Annotated in this window: 19 protein-coding genes and 1 tRNA gene; 6 read left to right on the forward strand and 14 right to left on the reverse strand. The window is 28.6% G+C overall.

Translation table 11 applies throughout. The features are described 5' to 3' along the window. Nucleotides 1–2 precede the first annotated feature (2 nt). Both BUA48_RS11725 and BUA48_RS11730 read right to left on the reverse strand, forming a co-directional pair. Entirely contained in the window at nucleotides 3–1787 is a 1785-nt protein-coding gene (locus BUA48_RS11725; RefSeq protein WP_072832247.1) for a ComEC/Rec2 family competence protein, read from the reverse strand. Between the two features lie 892 nt (nucleotides 1788–2679). Beyond that, nucleotides 2680–2832: a zinc-ribbon domain-containing protein gene (locus tag BUA48_RS11730; RefSeq protein WP_072832248.1), complete on the reverse strand. Its 153-nt coding sequence runs from the start codon at nucleotides 2830–2832 to the stop codon at nucleotides 2680–2682. Nucleotides 2833–3189: 357 nt separating this feature from the next. On the opposite strand from BUA48_RS11730, the gene BUA48_RS11735 reads away from it, so the two are divergent. The 4 genes from BUA48_RS11735 to BUA48_RS11750 all read left to right on the forward strand — a co-directional run bounded on the left by BUA48_RS11735 (nucleotide 3190) and on the right by BUA48_RS11750 (nucleotide 7155). Next, nucleotides 3190–3498, forward strand: coding sequence for an ArsR/SmtB family transcription factor (locus BUA48_RS11735; protein WP_072832249.1), 309 nt, complete (start codon nucleotides 3190–3192; stop codon nucleotides 3496–3498). A gap of 116 nt (nucleotides 3499–3614) precedes the next feature. Then, nucleotides 3615–4664, forward strand: a complete 1050-nt coding sequence (arsB, locus tag BUA48_RS11740; protein WP_072832250.1) for an ACR3 family arsenite efflux transporter — start codon at nucleotides 3615–3617, stop codon at nucleotides 4662–4664. Continuing rightward, nucleotides 4654–5067, forward strand: a complete 414-nt coding sequence (locus tag BUA48_RS11745; protein WP_072832251.1) for an arsenate reductase ArsC — start codon at nucleotides 4654–4656, stop codon at nucleotides 5065–5067. Before arsB ends, BUA48_RS11745 begins: the two co-directional genes overlap by 11 nt. A 768-nt stretch (nucleotides 5068–5835) precedes the next feature. After that, a complete protein-coding gene (locus tag BUA48_RS11750) occupies nucleotides 5836–7155 on the forward strand; it encodes an HAD family hydrolase (RefSeq protein ID WP_072832252.1) in 1320 nt (439 codons plus the stop codon). A 424-nt stretch (nucleotides 7156–7579) separates the two neighbouring features. Here the strand turns inward: BUA48_RS11750 and BUA48_RS11755 are convergent, their stop codons facing one another. Next, nucleotides 7580–8338 (reverse strand): MerR family transcriptional regulator, encoded by a 759-nt coding sequence (locus BUA48_RS11755; protein ID WP_072832253.1) that lies wholly within the window; start codon nucleotides 8336–8338, stop codon nucleotides 7580–7582. A gap of 226 nt (nucleotides 8339–8564) precedes the next feature. After that, a complete protein-coding gene (locus tag BUA48_RS11760) occupies nucleotides 8565–9296 on the reverse strand; it encodes a TIM barrel protein (protein WP_072832254.1) in 732 nt (243 codons plus the stop codon). Nucleotides 9297–9535: 239 nt separating this feature from the next. Here BUA48_RS11760 and BUA48_RS11765 point away from each other — a divergent pair, with 239 nt between their 5' ends. Beyond that, nucleotides 9536–9769, forward strand: coding sequence for a hypothetical protein (locus BUA48_RS11765; protein ID WP_072832255.1), 234 nt, complete (start codon nucleotides 9536–9538; stop codon nucleotides 9767–9769). 373 nt (nucleotides 9770–10142) lie between these two features. Here BUA48_RS11765 and BUA48_RS15640 read toward each other — a convergent pair. The 5 genes from BUA48_RS15640 to BUA48_RS11785 all read right to left on the reverse strand — a co-directional run bounded on the left by BUA48_RS15640 (nucleotide 10143) and on the right by BUA48_RS11785 (nucleotide 15835). Next, nucleotides 10143–10239: transfer RNA gene (locus BUA48_RS15640), tRNA-Sec, on the reverse strand. A 310-nt stretch (nucleotides 10240–10549) separates the two neighbouring features. Further along, complete coding sequence (gene selB / locus BUA48_RS11770; protein WP_072832256.1) at nucleotides 10550–12457, reverse strand: selenocysteine-specific translation elongation factor; 1908 nt, start codon at nucleotides 12455–12457, stop codon at nucleotides 10550–10552. Nucleotides 12458–12468: 11 nt separating this feature from the next. After that, complete coding sequence (selA, locus tag BUA48_RS11775; protein WP_072832257.1) at nucleotides 12469–13863, reverse strand: L-seryl-tRNA(Sec) selenium transferase; 1395 nt, start codon at nucleotides 13861–13863, stop codon at nucleotides 12469–12471. Nucleotides 13864–13959: 96 nt separating this feature from the next. Then, nucleotides 13960–14988, reverse strand: a complete 1029-nt coding sequence (gene selD, locus BUA48_RS11780; RefSeq protein WP_084666298.1) for a selenide, water dikinase SelD — start codon at nucleotides 14986–14988, stop codon at nucleotides 13960–13962. A gap of 112 nt (nucleotides 14989–15100) precedes the next feature. Next, nucleotides 15101–15835, reverse strand: coding sequence for a helix-hairpin-helix domain-containing protein (locus BUA48_RS11785; protein WP_072832259.1), 735 nt, complete (start codon nucleotides 15833–15835; stop codon nucleotides 15101–15103). A 711-nt stretch (nucleotides 15836–16546) separates the two neighbouring features. On the opposite strand from BUA48_RS11785, the gene BUA48_RS11790 reads away from it, so the two are divergent. Then, nucleotides 16547–17872: a D-alanyl-D-alanine carboxypeptidase family protein gene (locus tag BUA48_RS11790; RefSeq protein ID WP_072832260.1), complete on the forward strand. Its 1326-nt coding sequence runs from the start codon at nucleotides 16547–16549 to the stop codon at nucleotides 17870–17872. A gap of 69 nt (nucleotides 17873–17941) precedes the next feature. On the opposite strand, the gene BUA48_RS11795 is transcribed toward BUA48_RS11790, so the two are convergent. The 5 genes from BUA48_RS11795 to nadD all read right to left on the reverse strand — a co-directional run bounded on the left by BUA48_RS11795 (nucleotide 17942) and on the right by nadD (nucleotide 21660). Then, complete coding sequence (locus BUA48_RS11795; protein WP_072832261.1) at nucleotides 17942–18838, reverse strand: RluA family pseudouridine synthase; 897 nt, start codon at nucleotides 18836–18838, stop codon at nucleotides 17942–17944. A gap of 37 nt (nucleotides 18839–18875) precedes the next feature. Then, nucleotides 18876–19385, reverse strand: a complete 510-nt coding sequence (locus tag BUA48_RS11800; RefSeq protein ID WP_072832262.1) for a tetratricopeptide repeat protein — start codon at nucleotides 19383–19385, stop codon at nucleotides 18876–18878. Nucleotides 19386–19935: 550 nt separating this feature from the next. Further along, entirely contained in the window at nucleotides 19936–20316 is a 381-nt protein-coding gene (locus BUA48_RS11805) for a RidA family protein (RefSeq protein WP_072832263.1), read from the reverse strand. 158 nt (nucleotides 20317–20474) lie between these two features. Next, nucleotides 20475–21050, reverse strand: coding sequence for a bis(5'-nucleosyl)-tetraphosphatase (symmetrical) YqeK (yqeK, locus tag BUA48_RS11810; protein ID WP_072832264.1), 576 nt, complete (start codon nucleotides 21048–21050; stop codon nucleotides 20475–20477). Further along, a complete protein-coding gene (gene nadD, locus BUA48_RS11815; RefSeq protein ID WP_072832265.1) occupies nucleotides 21040–21660 on the reverse strand; it encodes a nicotinate-nucleotide adenylyltransferase in 621 nt (206 codons plus the stop codon). The genes yqeK and nadD overlap by 11 nt, the downstream gene beginning before the upstream one ends. Between the last annotated feature and the right edge of the window lie 89 nt (nucleotides 21661–21749).

The raw sequence follows: 21749 nt of genomic DNA on the forward strand, positions 1-21749 counted from the left end.
CGTTACTTAATTCTGATAATCCTATGACCTACTATAATATATTTTGCCAAAACCTCATTTTTATAAAATCTATTTTCGCCCTGAGGTAAAACTTCAATATTATAGTTACCATCAATAGACTCCTTACTTACATCCTTAGAGTCCTTTACAAAAACATTATTAATCTTATCTTTACATGAAAAAGCAAGAATATCCTTTTTGCTATTTTTAGTATAAGCTTTATCTAAATATGAAACTTTAAAATCCTCATCCAAATTCATAGCACAGGATTTTAAATTATCTACAGTTACAAAATTATCTATTTCCCTTACCTTTTCAATATTCTTTATCATTTTAGAATCATCACATATAAAGGTACTTTTGTCTTTATACTCTATTAGTATACCATCACTATAAGCCATTTTAAAATAACTAATATTTACATTGAACTTATATCTACTTATACCAACTGCAATTATAAAAGCTAATGGAATATACACCAGCTTTTTATGCCCCTTTTTCATAAGTATAAAGGAAGTTATTATTACTATGAACAGCACTGCATCTAAATAGCCTAAACTCATAATTCCAAAGCTTAATTTCAATAAAATTTCTCTATACCCTTCATAGCAAATTAAAATAAACTCCATTCCTTTGCAAAGCATAATAAACACTAAAGGTATTTTACAAAATATCAAAGCCAAAGTACCTAAAACTATAACCACTGTTAATATAGGAAGTAAAATTAAATTTCCAAGTATAAAATTTATATTTCCTTGTCCAAAAACAATAGCCATATAAGGAAAAGTGAAAACCTGAGCACTTACCCCTAAAGCTATGGTGCTCCTCAAAGTCTTAGGTAATTTATATACAGCTCTTTCTATTTTATGATTAAACATAAGAATACCTATTACCCCAAGAAAAGATAACATAAATCCAGGCGACGCAGCACTAAAAGGTCTTGTAATTATTAATATTATTGCAGAAATACTCAAAGCCGAATAAGCACTATATTTCTCTCCACATCTATATGCTAAATCATTTACTAAAATCATAACAAAAGCCCTTACCGTAGCAGACTTTCCTCCTGTTATAATCAAGAAAAGAAATGCTCCTATTAAAGCTAAGTTACTTCCTAAAGCCTTCTTTATAAATGTATATATTATTGCCATATGAAGTCCCGATACCGAAATAGCGTGGACTATCCCTAGGATTTTCAGCTTTTCATTATGCTCCTCACTTATATAAGCATCATCACCTAAACATAAAGCTACCACTACAGCTGCCTTGTCTTCTCCCATCTGCTCCTTTAATAATAAGTAGAAATTTTTCTTTTTATCATATATCTTTGAAATAAAATCATCCTTACTTAAGGTACACTCCTCAACTTTGCACCTAGCAACTACCCCTCTATTATATATAGGATATTTTTCATATGCTCCCTTAATTAAAACCCTGCTTCCTTCCCTTATCTCACTATTATAAACACCATCTAGTTGTACAAGCTTGCCATTTATTTTAGCCACATAATTAAACTCATTCTGCTCCACTATTCTCCCCTCCATACCCTGTGAGCTTGGAGCTTTAAAATCAAAATAAATAAAATTACTAGCTGCTCCTAAAATAAAAAAGCACATCACAATTATTAAATCTCTATAATTTATAGTAAAAGCAATTATAACTATTAGTATAATACTAAAAATCGTAGCAACTACAGCACTATCCTTATAAGCCATGGCATATAAACTTCCAATAAAAATAGCAAAAGCATAATACACCATAGGAAAGCCAAAAGTATCTCTATCCATAATCTCCTTTATTTAAAAAAGTTTTATTGTATACTTCTCAATATCAAAGCCAAAACTTAAGCTACCTCATTAATACCTAATTAGGTTTAACACATATCACTATATTAATGTCTAGTTATCTTTAAAACTCATATCCATATTAATACATAACTATCTTTAAAACTCATCTCCATATTAATATCTAACTATCTTTAAAACTTATCTTATAAAAATAACTGTAGCTTCTTCAAAGTCCTATGTATAAATAATAACTCTCTAAAGTCCTCCTTTTAAATAATTTTATAGTAAATATTTCTCCTCAAGCTCTGCAACAACATATACCTATTTCACCATAATAAACCCAAAGAAATATGGTAAGCACACAGAAACTATATCCTTTAGTAGAAAATTCTATAGAAAACTGTAATTATCTCCTTAGGGTTATAAAAAAATTTACTATAACACTTCACTGTTTATAGCTACATTATTATCAAAATGCGCAATATAAATTCCTATTTTTATATTTTTTACACATTTTAACTAATTGTATTGCATAATTTATACCCTTGAAAACTACAGACACACTATTAAAAGCCACTTATATGCTATTGATTTAAATCATGAGAACTTTGAAAATCTCTATTATATTGTTTTTATTATTTATGAGAGAATAAATTCCTAGGAAGTCATAATCTGTATATATTCTAATAAAAAATCTTCATTGTATTTAGATGTCCCATTCATTATAGAATAAATATACCTATGATTAGAAATATAGAATATGAATTAAAACTTATATATTTCATGAAAGAATTTTATTTATATGATTAAGGAAATGTCCCTATTGAAATATCTTAACAAAAAATAAAAATGCTGATAACTAATGTTATCAGCCAAAACTTCTAATTTAAAATTATCTGTTTCTTTGTTGTTTTTTAGCTCTTCTACAGTCTTGACATCTTTTTGGTTCATTTTCAAAACCTTTTTCTCTGTAGAATTCTTGTTCACCTTCTGTGAAAACAAACTCTTGACCGCAATCTGCACAAATTAATTTCTTATCTGCCATAGTCTCCACCTCCATATTTTAGGATTTAAACTACATAGAAATATTCTCCTAAAACCTAAAAGGGAACTATTCTGAATGTTTAAATCTCTTAATTTATAGAGATTATACCATTTTGATTTTTCACCGTCAACATTTAAAATAGTATTTTTTTAAAAATTCTGAATTTTAAATCCTTATGTTAATTAAAACATACTTTTTGTTTTATTTTAAACTCTAAACTTATATATATCCAAGAGTTTCTATTAATATTTTCATAAATTACTTTACCTTTTATATTTTTTATTACTAACTATTGACAAATAAAAATCTACCCTATATTATTATCATATCAAAAATTTTTGATGTGAGGTGTTACCTATGAGTAAGAATTACGAAGAAGACGTAAAAATATTTAAAGCACTATGTGATGAAAAACGAATATATATATTAGAACTTTTAAAAAGCGGAGAAAAATGTGCTTGTATATTAATTGATAATATGAATATAGGACAATCAGCCCTTTCCTATCACATGAAAATTTTATGTGAGTCAGGACTTGTAGAAAGTAGACAAGAGGGTAAATGGACTCATTATAAATTAAGTAAGTGTGGAGGAGAATATGCTTCTAATCGTTTGTTAGAGCTAACTACTCCTGATTTAGATAGTCATCCTCAATGTTGCAAATAAAAGTCATCATAGGATGGCTTTTATAAAAAACTTTACATCAAATTTTTTTTATATGAATATATGGCAATTATATCTTGAAAAAAATAAAGATGCTTTTACAGCAAAAGGAGTAAATTATGTCAAAGAATAAAAACATCAGCTTTTTTCAAAAATACCTTACATTCTGGGTTATTATATGCATGCTTAGCGGAATACTAATAGGAAAATATATACCTGCTTTACCAAACTTCCTAAATAAATTTGAATACGCAAATGTATCAGTACCTATTGCAATCCTTATTTGGATAATGATTTATCCAATGATGATGAAAGTAGATTTTCAAAGCATTAAAAACATTAGTAAAAATCCTAGTGGATTAGTTGTAACCTGGGTAACTAATTGGCTAATCAAGCCATTTACAATGTATATTATTGCTGCTTTCTTCTTTTATATTGTATTTAAAATGTGGATACCTGCAGATTTAGCTAAGGAATATCTTGCTGGTGCTGTTCTATTAGGAGCTGCCCCATGTACTGCAATGGTTTTTGTCTGGAGTTCTTTAACAAAGGGAAATCCAAGTTATACAGTTGTACAAGTTGCAACAAATGACTTAATTATTTTAGTTGCATTTGTTCCTATTGTAAGTTTTTTACTTGGAATGGGTAATGTATCTGTACCTTTTGATACTTTATTTTTATCAATTGTATTGTTTGTAGTCATCCCTTTGCTTGGAGGAATATTCACAAGATATTTTATTACTAAGAAAAAAGGAAGAGATTATTTCGAAAATATTTTCATAAAAAAGTTTGATGGTATTACTACTATAGGATTATTGCTTACCCTAATTCTTTTATTCTCTTTCCAAGGAAATGTGATTATTTCAAATCCATTTCACATAATTCTTATTGCAATACCTTTAATTATACAAACAATACTTATATTCTTTATAGCTTATTTAGCAAGTTATTTACTAAAGCTACCACATGATATTGCTTCTCCAGCAGGAATGATAGGAGCCTCTAACTTCTTTGAATTAGCTGTAGCTGTTTCAATATCAATTTTTGGAATGTCATCGCCCGCAACTTTAACAACTATTGTAGGCGTTTTAGTAGAAGTTCCAATCATGCTATTTTTAGTTAAAGTTGCAAATAGTACGAAAGGTTGGTTTAGTAATAATGAAAAATAATAAGCCCAAAGTAGCTTTTATATGTGTTCATAATTCATGTCGCAGTCAAATTGCTGAAGCCTTAGGAAAACATCTAGCATCTGATATTTTCGAAAGCTACTCAGCAGGCACAGAAATAAAATCTAAAATAAACCAAGATGCTGTGAGACTAATGAAAGTAAAGTACAATATAGATATGGAAGAAACTCAATGCTCAAAGTTATTAAGTGATATTCCTCCAGTGGACATTGTTATAACAATGGGATGTAACGTAAGCTGTCCAGCTCTTCCATGTACTCTTAGAGAAGATTGGGGACTAGAGGACCCTACTGGAAAATCCGATGAAGATTTTTTAGAAATCATAACTGAAATTCACTGTAATATACTTAATTTACGCAAAAGAATAATAGAAAATATATTATAACAAAAACGTAGTCCTATTTCTTGAAATAAATAGGACTACGTTTTTTTCAATCTTAATTAAAAACCTTTTTAATAAAAAGTTTCACCTTATCTTTTATTTTATCAACATAATATCTTTTATTTTACTTTAATCTTATATTTCTTCAATATATTTAATTACCACAAATAAACTTTTATATAGTTTAATTAAACTTTTCCAAAAATATATATAAAATCCAAGTTCTTATTTTTAAAATTTTCACTACAAAAACATTTTACTATTTAAATTCCATTCTATTGTTTAGATTTTATATATTTTCTACAGAAAAATATTTTTCATTTTCATAATATTTTCCTATGTTTCCATTAAAGAAAATTTACGTATACTTCAAATTTGAATTTATTTTTTTATTTTTATGAATTTTTATCTTTTTTTATTTTTATGTGAATTTATTTAATTATTCTAAAATTATATCAAAAATATTGACTTATCTTTGGTAGAGGTGTATAAATATACTTGTGATAGTCACAAAATTTACATTGTTGCAACATTTTATTAACTTTAAATTAATTTTTTGATACAAGATGCTTTTATAAATTATAAATCTATAAAATACGTTTATATTTTATAAACCTGAATTGTATTAAATTTATAAACTTATGTTTTATTATAAGAATTAGTTTATAGATTATTTTCATTGCAATTATAAAATAATTTATACTATAACTTATAAATAACTTTATACTAAAAAAGATAAATTTATATTAAGAGATTAAAAGAGGTAAAATCATGAATAACTTTAAGAAAAGAACTCTTAGCATTGCTTTAGCAACTTTAGTTGCATTCTCTTTAACTGCATGTGGAACTACTGCAAAAAAAGATGAGGCATCAAATGCTAAAACAAATGTAGAAGAAAAAGCAACAAAATCAGAATACGGTTTAGAGCAATTAGCATGGGCTCCTGATACTTACAATGCATTAGTTAATGTTATCAAAGAATACGGAAAAGATAGCAAAAACTATGATGAAAAACAAAAACCTTATGCTGTTTTCGATTGGGACAACACTACAATCATGAATGACGTTGAAGAAGCATTACTTGCTTACCAATTAGAAAACTTAGAATTTAAAATGACTCCTGAAGAGTTAGATTCAGTTATGAAAACTAATATTCCAAAGGACAACTTTAACGAGAAATGTAACAATAAAGATGGAAAACCAGTTAATATCGACTCAATTACAGAAGATATTACTAATGACTATAAATATTTATATGAAAACTTCAAAGGACTTAAAGGATCTAAATCTTTAGATGAAATCAAAAAGACTAAAGAATATACTGATTTCAAAGCTAAACTTAGATATCTTTATGCTGCAATCGGAGAATCTTTCAGTTCAGATGTAAGCTACCCATGGGTTACTTACTTATTTGCAGGAATGACTTCTAAAGAAGTTGCTACTCTTACTGAAAAATCTAACGACTATTGGTTAGCACATGAATTAGGTGAAGAAACTTGGACAAGTTCTGAAGAAATGCCAGGAAAAGCTGGTGTTGTTTCAGTTTCATTTAACACTGGTTTAAGAACTGTTGCTGAGCAACAAAACTTATACAAAGCTTTAATGGAAAACGGAATTGAGGTTTATATTTGTTCTGCTTCTTACATTGACGTTGTTAAAGAGTTTGCTACAAACCCTAAGTATGGTTACAATATACCAGGTGAAAAAGTTTACGCTATGGAACTTTTAAAAACTGAGGACAAAAAAATAACAGCTGAACTTGATCCTGAGTATTTCCAAACTCAAGGAAAAGGTAAAACAGAAACTATAAACAAATTCTTAGTACCAATCCATGGACATGGCCCAGTAATCGTTGGTGGAGACAGCAACGGTGACGTTAACATGTTATCTGATTTTGATGATACTAAAGTTAGCTTAATCATCAACAGATGCAAAGGTGGAAAAATCGGTGAGCTTTGTGAAAAAGCTATTGAAACTATGGGTAAACCAGAAGCTAGATTCTTCTTACAAGGAAGAAACGATAATACTGGTAAATACACTTCTTCTGAAAAATCTATTAAATTAGGTGCGACTGAAGAGAAACTTAAATAGTTTAGTGTGCTTTAATAGTTTAAAATAAATTAAGCCCTATATGATTAACTCAAAACTAAGCATATAGGGCTTTTAAAATCTTTAATTAAGTTTTACTCTCTCTTTTCTTATACTATTCAATTAAACTTTTATTTATATATACTTTGCAATATTAAATCTGCATCATCGTAATTTACGATATATATTAAATTTTTTATCCTATAAAATATGAATGAATTTTATTTAATGCAACATATATACTTATCCCTATATTTCTATAATTCTCTTCTAATTGTTTTATCAATTAAACTTAACTATAATATATTTCTCCTTATGTTTATACCTATTTATGCTTAAAGTTTTCTTCTTCATTATCTTAAACTTCATAGTTATAACTTCTAAGCTTAAATCAATCTAAATTTCTTACTTTGCTGTATTCTTAAAGCTACTTTAAATTATTATCACAATATATATTCATAGCCTCACTTAAAAACTGTGCTAAGCCTCCACCATACTTATCTATATTCTCAGTAAATCTCTCATCTGCCACATACATAAGAGCTAATCCTCTAAAAATCTCCAAGGTGCAATTATAATAGTTTTTACTTATATGACTTCTCCATTTACCTACTAACTCCTGTACCTTCTCATTAGAAGGATTCTCATCCATTAAAGCAGCTAATCCCTCATATATTTCAGCTGCCTCTCCCATTATATTTTCCCACTCCCCCTTAGAATATTTTGATGTTTTTTCTTTACTTTCTTTATAAGCGCTTGTCTTACCGTATCTTTCTTTTACTTCTTCTTTATATTTTTCCTCATGTTTCTTTATTTCCTCATAATTAAATGCCTTAAAATCCTTTTTACTCATAGCTTTACCTCCTAAATTCACAATCCTACTATCTATAGACTCTATTATATTTTCTAACCTATTTTTCTTCTCCACTATAAGCTCCCTTTGCATTGTAAGAGCCTTTTGCTTATCAAATTCCTCATCATATAATAATCTTTTAATTTCTTGAAGAGGAAAATCTAACTCCTTAAAAAGTAATATTTGATATAACCTTTCAACATCCTCTTCACTATACATTCTATAGTTGGACTCTGTCCTTTTACTTGGTACCAAAAGCCCTATTTCATCATAATGATGCAACCTTCTTATACTTACTCCAGTTAACTTTGAAATTTCATTTATCATGTACATGGCAATTCTCCTCCTAAAACTATATTAATCTATAACACAATGTTAAGGTCAATAGCTTTATTTTATTTTTGCACTACACTTTAGAAGAAAATCAATAACTTCATTTCACTTTCACACTATATTTTAGAAAAATCTCAATACCTTCATTTTATTTTCACAATACTTTATATAATTGTTTATTTTATTATATAAATTCAAAGGAAGCCATTTCTGACTTCCCTTAAATTTATTTATCTTCAAATATTTTTTCTATTATACTTTTAGATTTTATAATTTTTTCATCCTCATCAACTACCTCAAAGATAATTTTCCCCTCATATCCCTTTAGGTACTTTTTGAAAATCAATTCAAAATCAAGTTCTCCTTGCCCTAGTGGAAGATGTTCATGCTCCTCACTAAAACGCTTATCTGCTATGTGTATACATTTAGGGAACTTAACTTCAAGAATACTTTGTAAATGATCATAATCATCTATGTGAGCGATATCAAGAAGTAATTCAACCTCTGGATTTTTATCAAAGACTATTTTTAAATCACTAGCTTTATAATTAACCTTATCAATTACACTATTATTCTCAATATATAGTTTTATATTATTTGCCTTAAGTAATTGATTTGTTTTATAAATGTTATCTGCAAATGTATATATAGTTTTTGAGTTCACAGGAGCACTTTCACAGACTGGGTGTATAATTACTTCCTTATGATTTAAAACCTTTAATATACGAAGTAATTCATCATTATACTTATCATAGTCATCAATATCATATACTGCATGAATTATTACTGGAAAATTAGAATTAAGGACATACTCCTCTTTTGGATATGGTACCTTATCAAGTATCAAATCCCCCTTCATAAACCAGATTTGCATAAAAGTAAATTTATTTAAACTCGAAAACTCTATTTCATCTCTATAATCATTAAACCAACGTATACTTCTTCCGTATTCTATCATCATCTAACCTCTTCACTTTATAAAATTCTACAACCCCGTATATATTGTAGTTTAACATATGCAAATGATATCATAAAATTCAATATATTGTATATGATTAATTGAAAATCTAATAAAAATCTAGTTCCTTATATACTAGATATACAAACTATTGAATTACTTGTAATATAAACATATATATCCTATAATTTAACTATCGACTCTGCTAAGTCGAAATAAATCATGGGGGGGATTATTCAATGTCATTAAGTTTCAATTCTCTATTTGGAGAACAAGATATTTCTATAAATTGTCCTGTTTGCAAAGAAATAATAGAACTTAAGCTAAATCAAGTAGATAGCGAAGTTGAATGTCCTAATTGTAAAAATAAATTCAAAGTAAAATTCAAAGAGGGATTCAGTGCAAGCAAAGCTGCTGTTGATGATGCTTTAAAAGGCTTTGAAAAAGCACTTGGCGGTTTTGATGAAAAGTAATATGAAAAATTAAACTTTAATCTTTTCTATAAAAATACATAAGAATCAAAATCAATAAAGGTATAAATCTTATATCTTTTAAAACAAGTACCTATAAACAAGATATTAAAAAACCCTTTGTTTATAGGTATTTCTTCTATGATAATAAATTACCTATTTATTATTAAAATCTTTTTAGAACCAATGAACTAAACCTTGATCTTTATTCTTAAAATAAAAGTACCTAAGCTTTATCTGCGTAAGTGCTCTATTTGAGTTTTAAATATACAGTTTTAAGGATGTATTTTTACTGCACACCTACTGCACACCTTTTATAAGATTTATATATAAATGCAAAATAAAAAAAGCTTAAAGTTCAACACTTTAAGCTTTTTGGCGGGAATATGTGAGAATCGAACTCACCCATCGTGGTCTTAGCACGACAACACGGTTTTGAAGACCGGCAAGTACACCAGCACTTATCTACTCCCTCGACAAAAAATATTCTACCATAAAACTAAAATAAATGCAACATTTTATCCTATATTTCTTCAATTTTATTTTTTTTCACTATATTTTGATATATAAAACCCTTTATATGTGTACATATAATTAAATTAATTCAACTTTTTATTCTGAAAATTTAATAGTCATTTAAATTAATCTTTATACTCAATCTTCTTAATATAAAAACAAGGCAAGCCATATTTCAAGCTTACCTTATCTTCATTCTATCCTTACACTATTTAAATATTCTCTTTAAATTCAATGCATTTACGAGCTTATATTAACTTTCTATGACTAATATAACACCCTATCATTTTCTATTCTCTTAGTTAATCTTATAGAGTCAAAATGTTCTAGTAATGCAACTACATACTTTCTGCTAGAATTGAATAATTCTCTTGCCTCTGAGGCTGTAATCTTTCCATTTTTATTTATATATTCTACAACCATTTCCTTAGCTTTATCATAGTTTTCCTTAGTGAATATACAATCATCCTGTAGCTTAATTAATTTTTCTCCATCTAATAAAAGTTCAAATACCATTTGACAGGCCTTTTTATCCTTTTCATTAGATATTACATCATTATACTTAGGAGTATTGTATTGTCCTTCACTATAAGTTTTTAATAATAAATCTTTGACTCTCTCTTGCTCTTTATTTAATTTTATTTCAAAGGTATATAAAGAAACAAATTTGTCAGTTACCTTAATTAAGAACCTTTCTTCCATTTCACCTAAAGCTTCAGCATATAACTTTTGCTTAAGTTTCTTTCCAAAGATTTTATTTTTTAATTCTTCCTTGGAAATACCTACTTTTAGAGGATTTTTCTTATGATAATCTAAAAGTAAAGTTTCTATTTTAGCCATGCATTCCTTTAAGTAATCTATGTGAATATACACAGGCTTTTCTAAGGATACAAGTTTTAATATCTTTTTATCCCCAATTAATTCTTCTAATTTTTCTTCTATGGCTTCTTCATTTTTACCAAGAGATTTTAGTATTTGCGCACAGTCTGGAAACTCAACACTTAAGTTCTTAACTGTATTTTCTAAAATACTTTCAGTTTTTCCACTTTCTTTTATTTTCATATCCTCTATATGTTCTTCATCAAACCTCTTAGCTTTATGTGATACTGGCTCTATAATAGTACCACCACCGATTGTATACATAGGTGAGTAGCTTCTTATTACATATCTATCATTTCTTTGAGCTGTTAACTCTTCCTCTAACCTAAGCTGCACATAAGCTGTTTCACCAGGTTTTAGTTCTTCTCTATCTAAAAGTATTACTCTACATAATATCTCGTTAGTACCGTGATATAATCTAACTCTTTGTCTATTTAAAAGAGGCTTTTCCATGCTTTTTAGATAATATAAATTACAATCTAAAATCATTGTAGGTTCCATAATATCCTCAGTGGCAACTACACATCCTCTTCCTACTTCTGTAGTCTTAACATTAGCTAAGTTTATAGCACATCTTTGACCAGCTTCTCCAACCTCTGAAGGATTACCATGAATTTGTATACTTCTAATCTTAGTTTTAACCTTTGAAGGATATATCTCCACAGTATCACCAATCTTCGCTCTTCCACTTATAATAGTTCCAGTTACAACTGTACCAAAACCACTTACAGAGAAGGAACGGTCAACAGGAAGTCTAAAGTGTCCTTCTACGTCTTTTCCATCTGTATCCTCTGTTAATTTATCAATAGTTTCTATTAATTCAGGAATGCCTGTTTTAGTTTTAGAAGATACTCTACAAATAGGAGCACCCTCTAAGAAAGTTCCTTTGAATTCTCCCTTTACATCCTCTTCTATCATAGAAACCCATTCTTCATCAACCATATCAGTTTTAGTTAATACGATTATTCCCTTTTTAACATTTAAAAGTTGAAGAATCTCAAAGTGTTCCTTAGTTTGAGGCATTACCCCCTCATCTGCAGCTATTACTAAAAGTACTATATCTACTCCACTAACACCTGCAAGCATGTTCTTTACAAATTTCTCATGACCTGGAACGTCTATTATTCCAGCTCTTCTTTGAGATGGTAAGTCAAAGAAAGTAAATCCTAAGTTTATAGATATACCTCTATTTTTTTCTTCTTTTAAAGTATCTGTTTCTCTTCCAGTTATAGCTCTTATTAAAGAAGTTTTTCCATGATCAATATGTCCTGCTGTTCCAATTACTATATTTTTCATATTCCTTCTCCTTACTTAAGCTTTTTTTCTATATTCACTAAGGCATCTAATATGATATCAAACTCTTCTACTTTAAGAGTTCTCACATCTAAAATAACCTCTCCATTATTAACCCTAACAACTATAGGTGTTTTATTATTTCTTAAAGCAATCTCTATTTGTTGAGGAGTCATCTTATCACAAGTAAATTTAACTGCATATCCTTCAATAGTTTCTGTAGGCATAGAACCTCCACCTACCATAGAATATTCAGTTTCTACTTTATAAGAGAATTCTGTTGTCTTACTGCTTAATTTTCTTTTTAATCTAAATGCCTTTTGTTTTAATGTTTCCTTATCTGATAAAATCATATTCAAGGTTGGTATATTTTCTATAGCTTCCTTTTCATCTAAATATAATTTTAAAGTTGCTTCTAAAGCAGCTAAAGTCATTTTATCAATTCTTAAAGCTCTAGTTATTTGGTTTTTCTTCATTCTGTCAATATACTCTTTTTTACCAACTATAATACCAGCTTGAGGACCACCAAGCATTTTATCTCCACTAAAGCTTACAACATCAACGCCCTTTTTAATACTTTCTTGCACTGTAGGTTCTGGAATAAATCCATATTTATTAAAGTCTACTAAAACTCCACTTCCTATATCCTCAACTACAGGAATATTGTGTTCTTTACCCATTTTAACAAGAGTTTCTAAATCCACTTCCTCAGTGAATCCCATGATTTTGAAGTTTGAAGTATGAACCTTTAATAAAACTCCTGTATTTTCATTTATATTTCTTGTGTAATCATAATCGTGAGTTCTATTAGTTGTACCCACCTCGATTAATTTAGCACTACTAAAAGCCATTACATCAGGAATTCTAAAAGAACCACCTATTTCTACTAACTGTCCTCTTGAAACTATAGCTTCTTTATCCTTACATAAAGTATTTAATATTAACATAACAGCAGCAGCATTGTTATTAACAACTAATCCAGCCTCAGCTCCAGTTATCTTAACTAATAACTCCTCAATATGTGAATATCTTGACCCTCTTTTACCAGCCTCTACATCATACTCTAAGTTATTATAATTTACAGCCACATTCTCAACAGCTTCTAAGGCTTGCTTTGATAATATTGATCTACCTAAGTTAGTATGTATAACTGTACCAGTTGCATTTATAACTCTTCTTAATTTGTTTTGCTTTTTCTTTTCAAGAATCTCTAAAGCATAATCCACTATTTCCTCATTATTTAACTCTGTGATTTTATCCTTTAATATCCCTGTTCTGTAATAATCAATAGCTTCTCTTAAAGATTCAATAACTAAAACTCTCATTGAGCTTTCTATAACTTTTTTTATCTTATCATTTTCTAATAATTCATCCATTTTAGGCAAAGATTTCAGTAAATTCTTGTTCATGTTATGCACCTACTATTTTTAATATTTTTAATTTTCACTTTGTATTTTTGCAAAATTTAGGCTTTAAGTACCATATACTTAAAGCCTGAAGTTTCATTATTCTACAATTATGTAAACATCACTTAGTTCTATAGCTTCACCTATAACAGAAGATGGTAAATCTAATTTACTTAACTCTTCCATCATATCCTTAGCGACTTCCTTTGAACAACTAATTAATAAACCACCTGATGTTTGAGGATCAAATAATATATCTTCAAACCATTCAGGTATATTATTTAATCTATATTTTCCATCTAAGTAACTTCTATTACTATATGTACCTGCTGGAACTAATCCCATTTCTGCAAATTCCTTAGCTTTTTCTATATAAGGTATTTCATCCTTATATAATTTTAAAGTTACATCAGAGCCTTGAGCCATTTCATAAGCATGACCCATTATTCCAAATCCTGTTATATCAGTACATGCTGTCACTTCATAATCCATCATTATTTCACCAGCATATTTATTTAAAGTACTCATGACCTTAACAGCATAATCATAACTTTCTTTATCAGCCATTTCCGCTTTTATAGCTGTGTTAAGTATACCTGTTCCTATAGGCTTTGTAAGTATTAAAACATCTCCTACATTAGTACCACAGTTCTTAAGTACCTTGTCAGGATGTACAAGTCCCATAACAGATAAACCATACTTAGGTTCGTCATCAGAAACAGAATGGCCACCAATTACTACGGCTCCACACTCCATTACCTTATCTGCTCCACCTTTTAGTATTTCCCCTAAAATATTTATATCTAAACAATTAGGAAAGCATACAATATTTAATGCTACACTTGGCTTTCCTCCCATGGCATATACATCACTTAAAGAGTTAGCTGCTGCTATCTGTCCAAAAGTATATGGATCATCCACTACAGGAGTGAAAAAGTCTAATGTTTGAATAGCTGCAAGTTCATCAGTTAATTTGTAAACCGCTGCATCATCAGAAGTCTCTATTCCTACTATTAAGTTTTTGTCCTCCATTTTAGGAAGTTTATCTAGTATTTTAGAAAGGGTCTCCGGCCCTATTTTGGCTGCTCACCCTGAGGTTTTAGATAATTCTGTAAGTTTCTTATTCAAAGCACTAACTCTCCCTTCTAAAACAACTCTTTATTTAAAATTCACACACTGTCGAATATAGAGTTTTTATTGTTATTTATTTTATTGCTTCATGTTAATTTTATAATAATAATTACTTAATGTCCACAGAGTCAATAAATTTATTTAAAGTTTTTTCTCCAATTCCCTCCACATTTCGCAGTTCACTTACATCTTTAAAGCCACCATTCTTCTCTCTATAATCTATTATAGCTTGAGCCTTACTATCTCCAATACCACTCAAAGTCTTTAATTCTTCTAGGTTTGCAGTATTTATATTTATCTTTCCACTACTAGTTTTATTAAAATTTTTATTATCTACATTATTTGCACCATTATTTTCACTACTTATACTCATCTTAGGTACCTCCTCTTCACTTTCGCCATTTTTAAAAATATAAATTATATCTTCATCACAAAGCTTTTTTGAAAAGTAAACTCTATTTGCATCTGCGTCCTGTGTAAGTCCTCCACATAACTTTAAAAGATCATCAATTCTATCTCCTTCTTTCAAAGAATATATACCAGGCTTATTAATAGCCCCCTTAACATCCACCTTTATAATAGAGCTGTTATTAGTATTTTCCCTATTACCTTCTATTACATTCTCTGAATTAGAACTTTCCTTATTTTTCACATTTTCTTCATTCTTAAGGGATACATCTTTATCTTCATCTTTACTTACACCACTGCTATATAATAATTCTTTATCTCCCGCTTTATATGATTCTGCAGCATTTATTTTATTAAGTACAAAGCCACCAATTAAAAACAAAGCAAAACTTACAACAAGAACTATAGCTCCTATAAACCTTTTATTTTTATTCATATCTTATGCTTAGAAATAGTATGTATATAAATAGTCCTAGCCCTTAGGTGCCATACTGCATCTAAATTTCCTCCTTCATAGTATTTATATTAATATACATTATTTAACACCCGGAATTTATATATCTTCCTAAAGGATCTTCATTGTATTTAGAGATAAGCCTCTTTACTAAGTTTCTTTATTAAGTAAATTCATATCTTAAATATACATGTAGAATATTAATTGGAACTTATATATTTCATTAAATAAACTTAACTTTTTTATAAATTTATAGTGAAATTTTAAAACTTACTATGTATTCTATTTAAAGTACTTCTCTTTCCTTACCTTCTTTATATCCATTAATTTCATTTTTTATTCAAAAATAACATTTTTCAAAGGAAACTATCGCTTTTTTAATAAACTTTTGATATAATTTATTAAAATTCCCTTTTTGAGCTATATTTTAGACTACATTAGAATTTATGTTTTATTCTCATGTTTAAAGAAATTTTCCACGGCTTAAAACATTACTTCAATTTAAGCTAATAGCTCATTTTTAATAAGTTAGCTTATGCTATCTAGTGTAAGTTCTAACTTTAAGTAACTCTAAATATAAAACTTAATTAGTACTTATTTAAGTTTTAAATAATATATATCTTAATATGGCTTATAAGGCCATAAACAACTTAATTAGAACCTACATAATACTAAAATGACTGGGAGGATTAAATGTATCATTCAGCTAAAAAAACTAAATATTTTACTATGATCTTAGCTTTTTTTATGGCTCTATGTTTTTTTAACTTCACTAAGGTTTATGCAGAACCCGTAGAAGTAACTGCTGATGGAGCTGTGTTAATTGATGAACTTACAGGGGAAGTCTTATATGATAAAAATAAAGATGAGCAATTTCCTCCTGCTTCAACAACTAAGATAATGACTGCCTTACTAGTATTAGAAAAATGTAATTTAGATGACTTAGTAACTGTATGTAAGGAATGTGAACCTGTTGAAGGATCAAAAATTTATATCTTTGAAGATGAGCAAATGACAGTAAGAGATTTGCTACATGCTTTAATGAAGGTTTCTGCTAATGACGCTGCTATAGCCTTAGCAAAACATATAAGTGGAAGTACAGAAGATTTCGCAAAGCTTATGACTGAAAGAGCAAAGGAACTTGGATGTAAAAACACTACATTTAAAAATCCTCATGGTTTATATCAAGAGGGACATGTTACAACTGCATATGATCTTTCTTTAATAATGAGAGAATTGATGAAACAGCCAAATTTTAAAGAAATAGCTTCTAGCTATTCTTATGAAATTCAACCTACAAATAAATGTAATGAAGTTAGACCTCTTTGGAACCAAAACTATTTATTGTACCCAGAGAATCCTCTTTATTACAAATATGCAGAGGCTGGTAAGACAGGCTATACCGATGAATCATTACATAGTTATGTAGCAAGTGCTAAAAAAGATGGTACAAGATTAATAGCAGCTTTCTTACATGATGGTAAAAAAACCTTCTTTAAGGATGCTAAAAATCTTTTCGAATATGGCTTTAATAATTTCGATGTAGTTAAAGCTATTTCTAAGGATCAAGTACTTGGAGAGTGTGCACTTAAAGATAATTCATCAACTATTCCTTTAGTTGCAAAAAATGATTTATATGTAGTTAAAAACTTAAGCTCCGATAAAGAGATAAGTGATATTAAATTAAGCACTGAAGAAATAACTTTTGGAAAAGAGGCTATTGCAAAGGGTACTAAACTTAAAACTGCATCAGTATCTTATAACGGTGAAACCTTTAATGTCGATGTAATATCAGCTGCAGATTATGTACCTCCTGTATTGACCTTTAAAGATAAGCTTAAGGACTTTACCAAGACAAATACCTTTATTTTAATTATAGGTGGGATTTTAGTATTATTCTTATTATTTATTTTACTTATTTTTAGAATCCGTAGTATTCGTAAAAAAAGAAGGTTAATGAGAAAATACAATCTTCATGTTTCATCACCTAATTTATATCGTTCTAATAAAAGAAAATAATATATAATTAATAAAAGTCGCTAATTATTAAATTGCTTTAAGCATAAACTTTAATATTAGCGACTTTCTTTATTTCAAATAATTCTCTATTAAATTCTTCATATCTTCTGGTAAATCACATTGTAGTTCTAGTTTTTCACGTGTTTTAGGATGAAGTATTTCTAATCTGTATGCATGTAAGGCCTGCCTATCTATAAGTTCTTTCTCTTCCTCTCCATATAAAACATCTCCAAAGATAGGATGCCCTAAGTGACTTAAATGAACTCTAATTTGATGTGTTCTTCCTGTCTCCAATCTAAGTCTTACTAAATCTCCCTTTGGATAACTTTCTAAAACTTCATAATGCGTTATGCTTCTTTGCCCCTCTTCAAGAACCTCTCTTTTAATAGAATCCTCTGTTCTTCTTCCTATTGGCAAATCAATTGTTCCTGACTTATTTTCTAAATTACCATGAATTATAGCTAGATATTCTTTTACAACCTTATTTTCTTGCATATCTCTTGATAAAACCATGTGAGCATGTTGATTTTTTCCAATCATAATCAAGCCTGAGGTATCCATATCAAGTCTGCTTACTAATCTAACTATGCAATTTTGATTGGTTTCTTTAAAGTGATACATTAAGCCATTAGCTAAAGTACCATAGGGATGACTTTTAGTTGGATGAACCACCATATTCGGACTCTTATTCACCACAATTAAATCCATATCCTCAAAGACTATATCTAACTCCATAGGTTCTGGCATTATATTTTGACTTTCCTCTTTTGTTATATTAAAAGATATCTCATCGCCTAATTTCACTATATAATTTAGTTTTTCAACCTTACCATTTACCTTAATACGTTTTTGAATTCCCGCACTTTTTATCATTCTACTTGAAAGATTTTCATAGTGCTTTAAATAATCTCTTAATTTAAGATTATCATATTGCTCCTTAACCCTATATAAAAGGTTATTTTCCATCTGTCCACCTCTTCTTTATCTATCTAAACATATTTTCTTATTTAACTTCTTCCTTATCGCATTCTGATATTTCTGAATTCTCTTCATGAGCTTCCTCACATTCTTCTATATCCTTTACTTTACAACATTCTTTTTCTTCACATTCATCTTCAAAGCATTCAGCATCTTCAATGTTTATTCCCTTACATTTAGCTACCTTTGCTAATAATTCTTCTTTGTAATCATCCTCATTTAAAGCTTCACAAACAGGAATTACAATTTCTAGGTAATCTATAAGTAGTTTATCATATCCATATATTTTCTCACATATTCTAATAGCTTCTTTACCATACTCTAAAGCCTCTTTATCATGTCCAAGCTTATGATTTATAGCTATAAGATTATATAATACCTTAGCAACATTTACATGATCCTTATTAAATACCTTTAATACTGTCTCATATGACTTATTTGCATATACTAATGCCTCATCATAACTTCCAGCTGTATATAGCTTTACAGTCTTTGTACATTGTCTTATCCATTTAAATTGTTCTATTAGTTTCATAAATATTAAGTCCCCCTAAGTTTTAATTATTATGTACTATTTTAAATATATTATATTAAATATTTTAAACTCTTCCCTTATGTATAATTTATTAAATATTCACTCTTTTATTAAGATATGTATTAGCTCTACTTATTAGAATATATCTTATAATAAAGAGTTTACAATTTAATTATATTTTAATCCCCATTATTAAATATAATTAAATGTAAATTAAAAATTATATATCTCTAAATACATTTAAATTTAAATCTTTAAAGTTTCACACTTAAAAATACACTTAAATGTAAATCCTCAAAGCATCATATTCTAAGATATACTTCAATATAATTCTTAAAAGGTATATACTTGAAAATACGCTTAAATATAAATTCTTAAGGTATCATATTCTACTACACTCTTAAAAATAAATTTTAAGAATTACGCACTTTTAAATACGCTTAAATGCAAATTCTCAAAGTTTCAAACTTAAGTGTAAATCCTCAAAGTTATATATTTTAAAATGTATTTACATAAACCCCGAGTTTCCTCGGGGTTATAAGTACTTATATTAAACTAAAGCAATTGCTTCTATTTCTAATTTAGCATCCATTGGTAGCTTAGCTACTTGAACACAAGATCTTGCTGGGTAATTTTCAGTAAAATATTGAGCATAAACTTCGTTTATTGCTGCGAAATCATTAAGGTCTTTAACAAATACTAATGTTTTAACAACTTTGTCTAAAGAAGTACCAGCTGATTCTAAAATAGCTTTAACATTCTCTAAAGATTGTTTAGCAGCTTCTTTAACGTCATCTTTTACTAACTCACCTGTAGCAGGATTAATTGGAAGCTGTCCTGAAGTATAAACTAGATTTCCTATCTTTGTTCCTTGAGAATATGGTCCAATAGCACTTGGTGCTTTTTCAGTGTTTATAATTTCTTTTTGCATATGTCATGCCTCCTAAATTTAATTTTATCTAGTCCTTATTATAGCTCTATTTTCTAAAACTATTATTAAACTAGAAAGAAAATATTACCCTTAGGGTATGATCTCATTTATATTATATCACAGCATATCCAAATATTTAATTATACAGAAAGTTTATACTATTTATTTTTTCTATTAAGCAACAAATAATTCCTTGAATCGATTGTTTTAGTGTGTAATAAGTTACCACTTTTCATAACAAAGGAAATAGTTGAATCAAAAGCAAATATAATGGCCTCATCTAAATCTTCATAAGCAAGAGTTCTTGCCTTTTCAACTCCCGGAAAATCTCTTCCAGGTTCTATGAAATCAGCTATAAACACTATCTTTTCTAAAAGCGTCATATTTTCTCTTCCTGTAACATGATACTTAATAGCACTTAAAACTTCCTCATCTTCTATTCCAAATACTTCTCTTGCAACATATTCTCCAGCATAGCCATGCATCAAAGGAGGCCAATGCTGTACTACCACATCTATCTCTTCACCATTATCTTTTAAAATCTGTAATATTTTTTCGCTTTCCATATACTTTGCACAATCATGAGTAAGCCCTGCAAGTTCTGCCTTTTCTTCATTCGCACCATAAAGCTTTGCAAGTTTTTTAGAAGTTTTGCTTACCCCAATACAATGATTGTATCTATTCTCATTTAAGCTACTTTTTAAATATTCCTTAATTTCTTCATTACTCCACATTATTAATCCCCCTATACAATCCAAGTTCCTTTATAATATTGTCCACACCACTTGGAAGTAAATAACTTACTTCTTTATCCGCAGCTATTCTATTACGAATGTTTGTGGAAGATATTTCGAGAAAAGGAGTATTTAAGACAATAATCTTAGTGTTGTATTTTTTCTCTATATATTCTTTCCTAACTTGTATTTCATCTTCTGAAAATCCTAATCTATTAAAAACTACAAGAGTACATAATCCTAATAGTTCCTTAACATTTTTCCATGTATCTATGTAAAATAAACAATCTGCTCCAGTGATAAAATGCCACTGAACCTCAGGTTGAACCTTTGAAAAATGAAGTAAAGTCTTATATGTATAACTTATTCCCTCTTCTCTTACTTCATAATAGTCTAGGCTAAACCTTTTTTCGTGCCGTATAGCCATCAAGACCATTTCACATCTTAATGTTGCATTAGTTATCTTTTTAATACTTTTATGCGGAGGATCTCCTGCTGGCATAAAAATTATTTCGTCAAGATTTAATCTTTCTAGAGATTCATATGCTATATTTAAATGTCCATTATGTATAGGATCAAAAGTTCCACCAAAAATAGCTTTTCTCACCATGAATATCATCCTTATTTTAAAATTTATATTTCTATATATAAACCCTTGTTTATATAAGTTTCAATAAAAACCTTCCTAATATTTTGCTT

The organism is Clostridium collagenovorans DSM 3089, from assembly GCF_900130005.1.
GTDB classification, from domain to species: Bacteria; Bacillota; Clostridia; order Clostridiales; family Clostridiaceae; genus Clostridium_D; species Clostridium_D collagenovorans.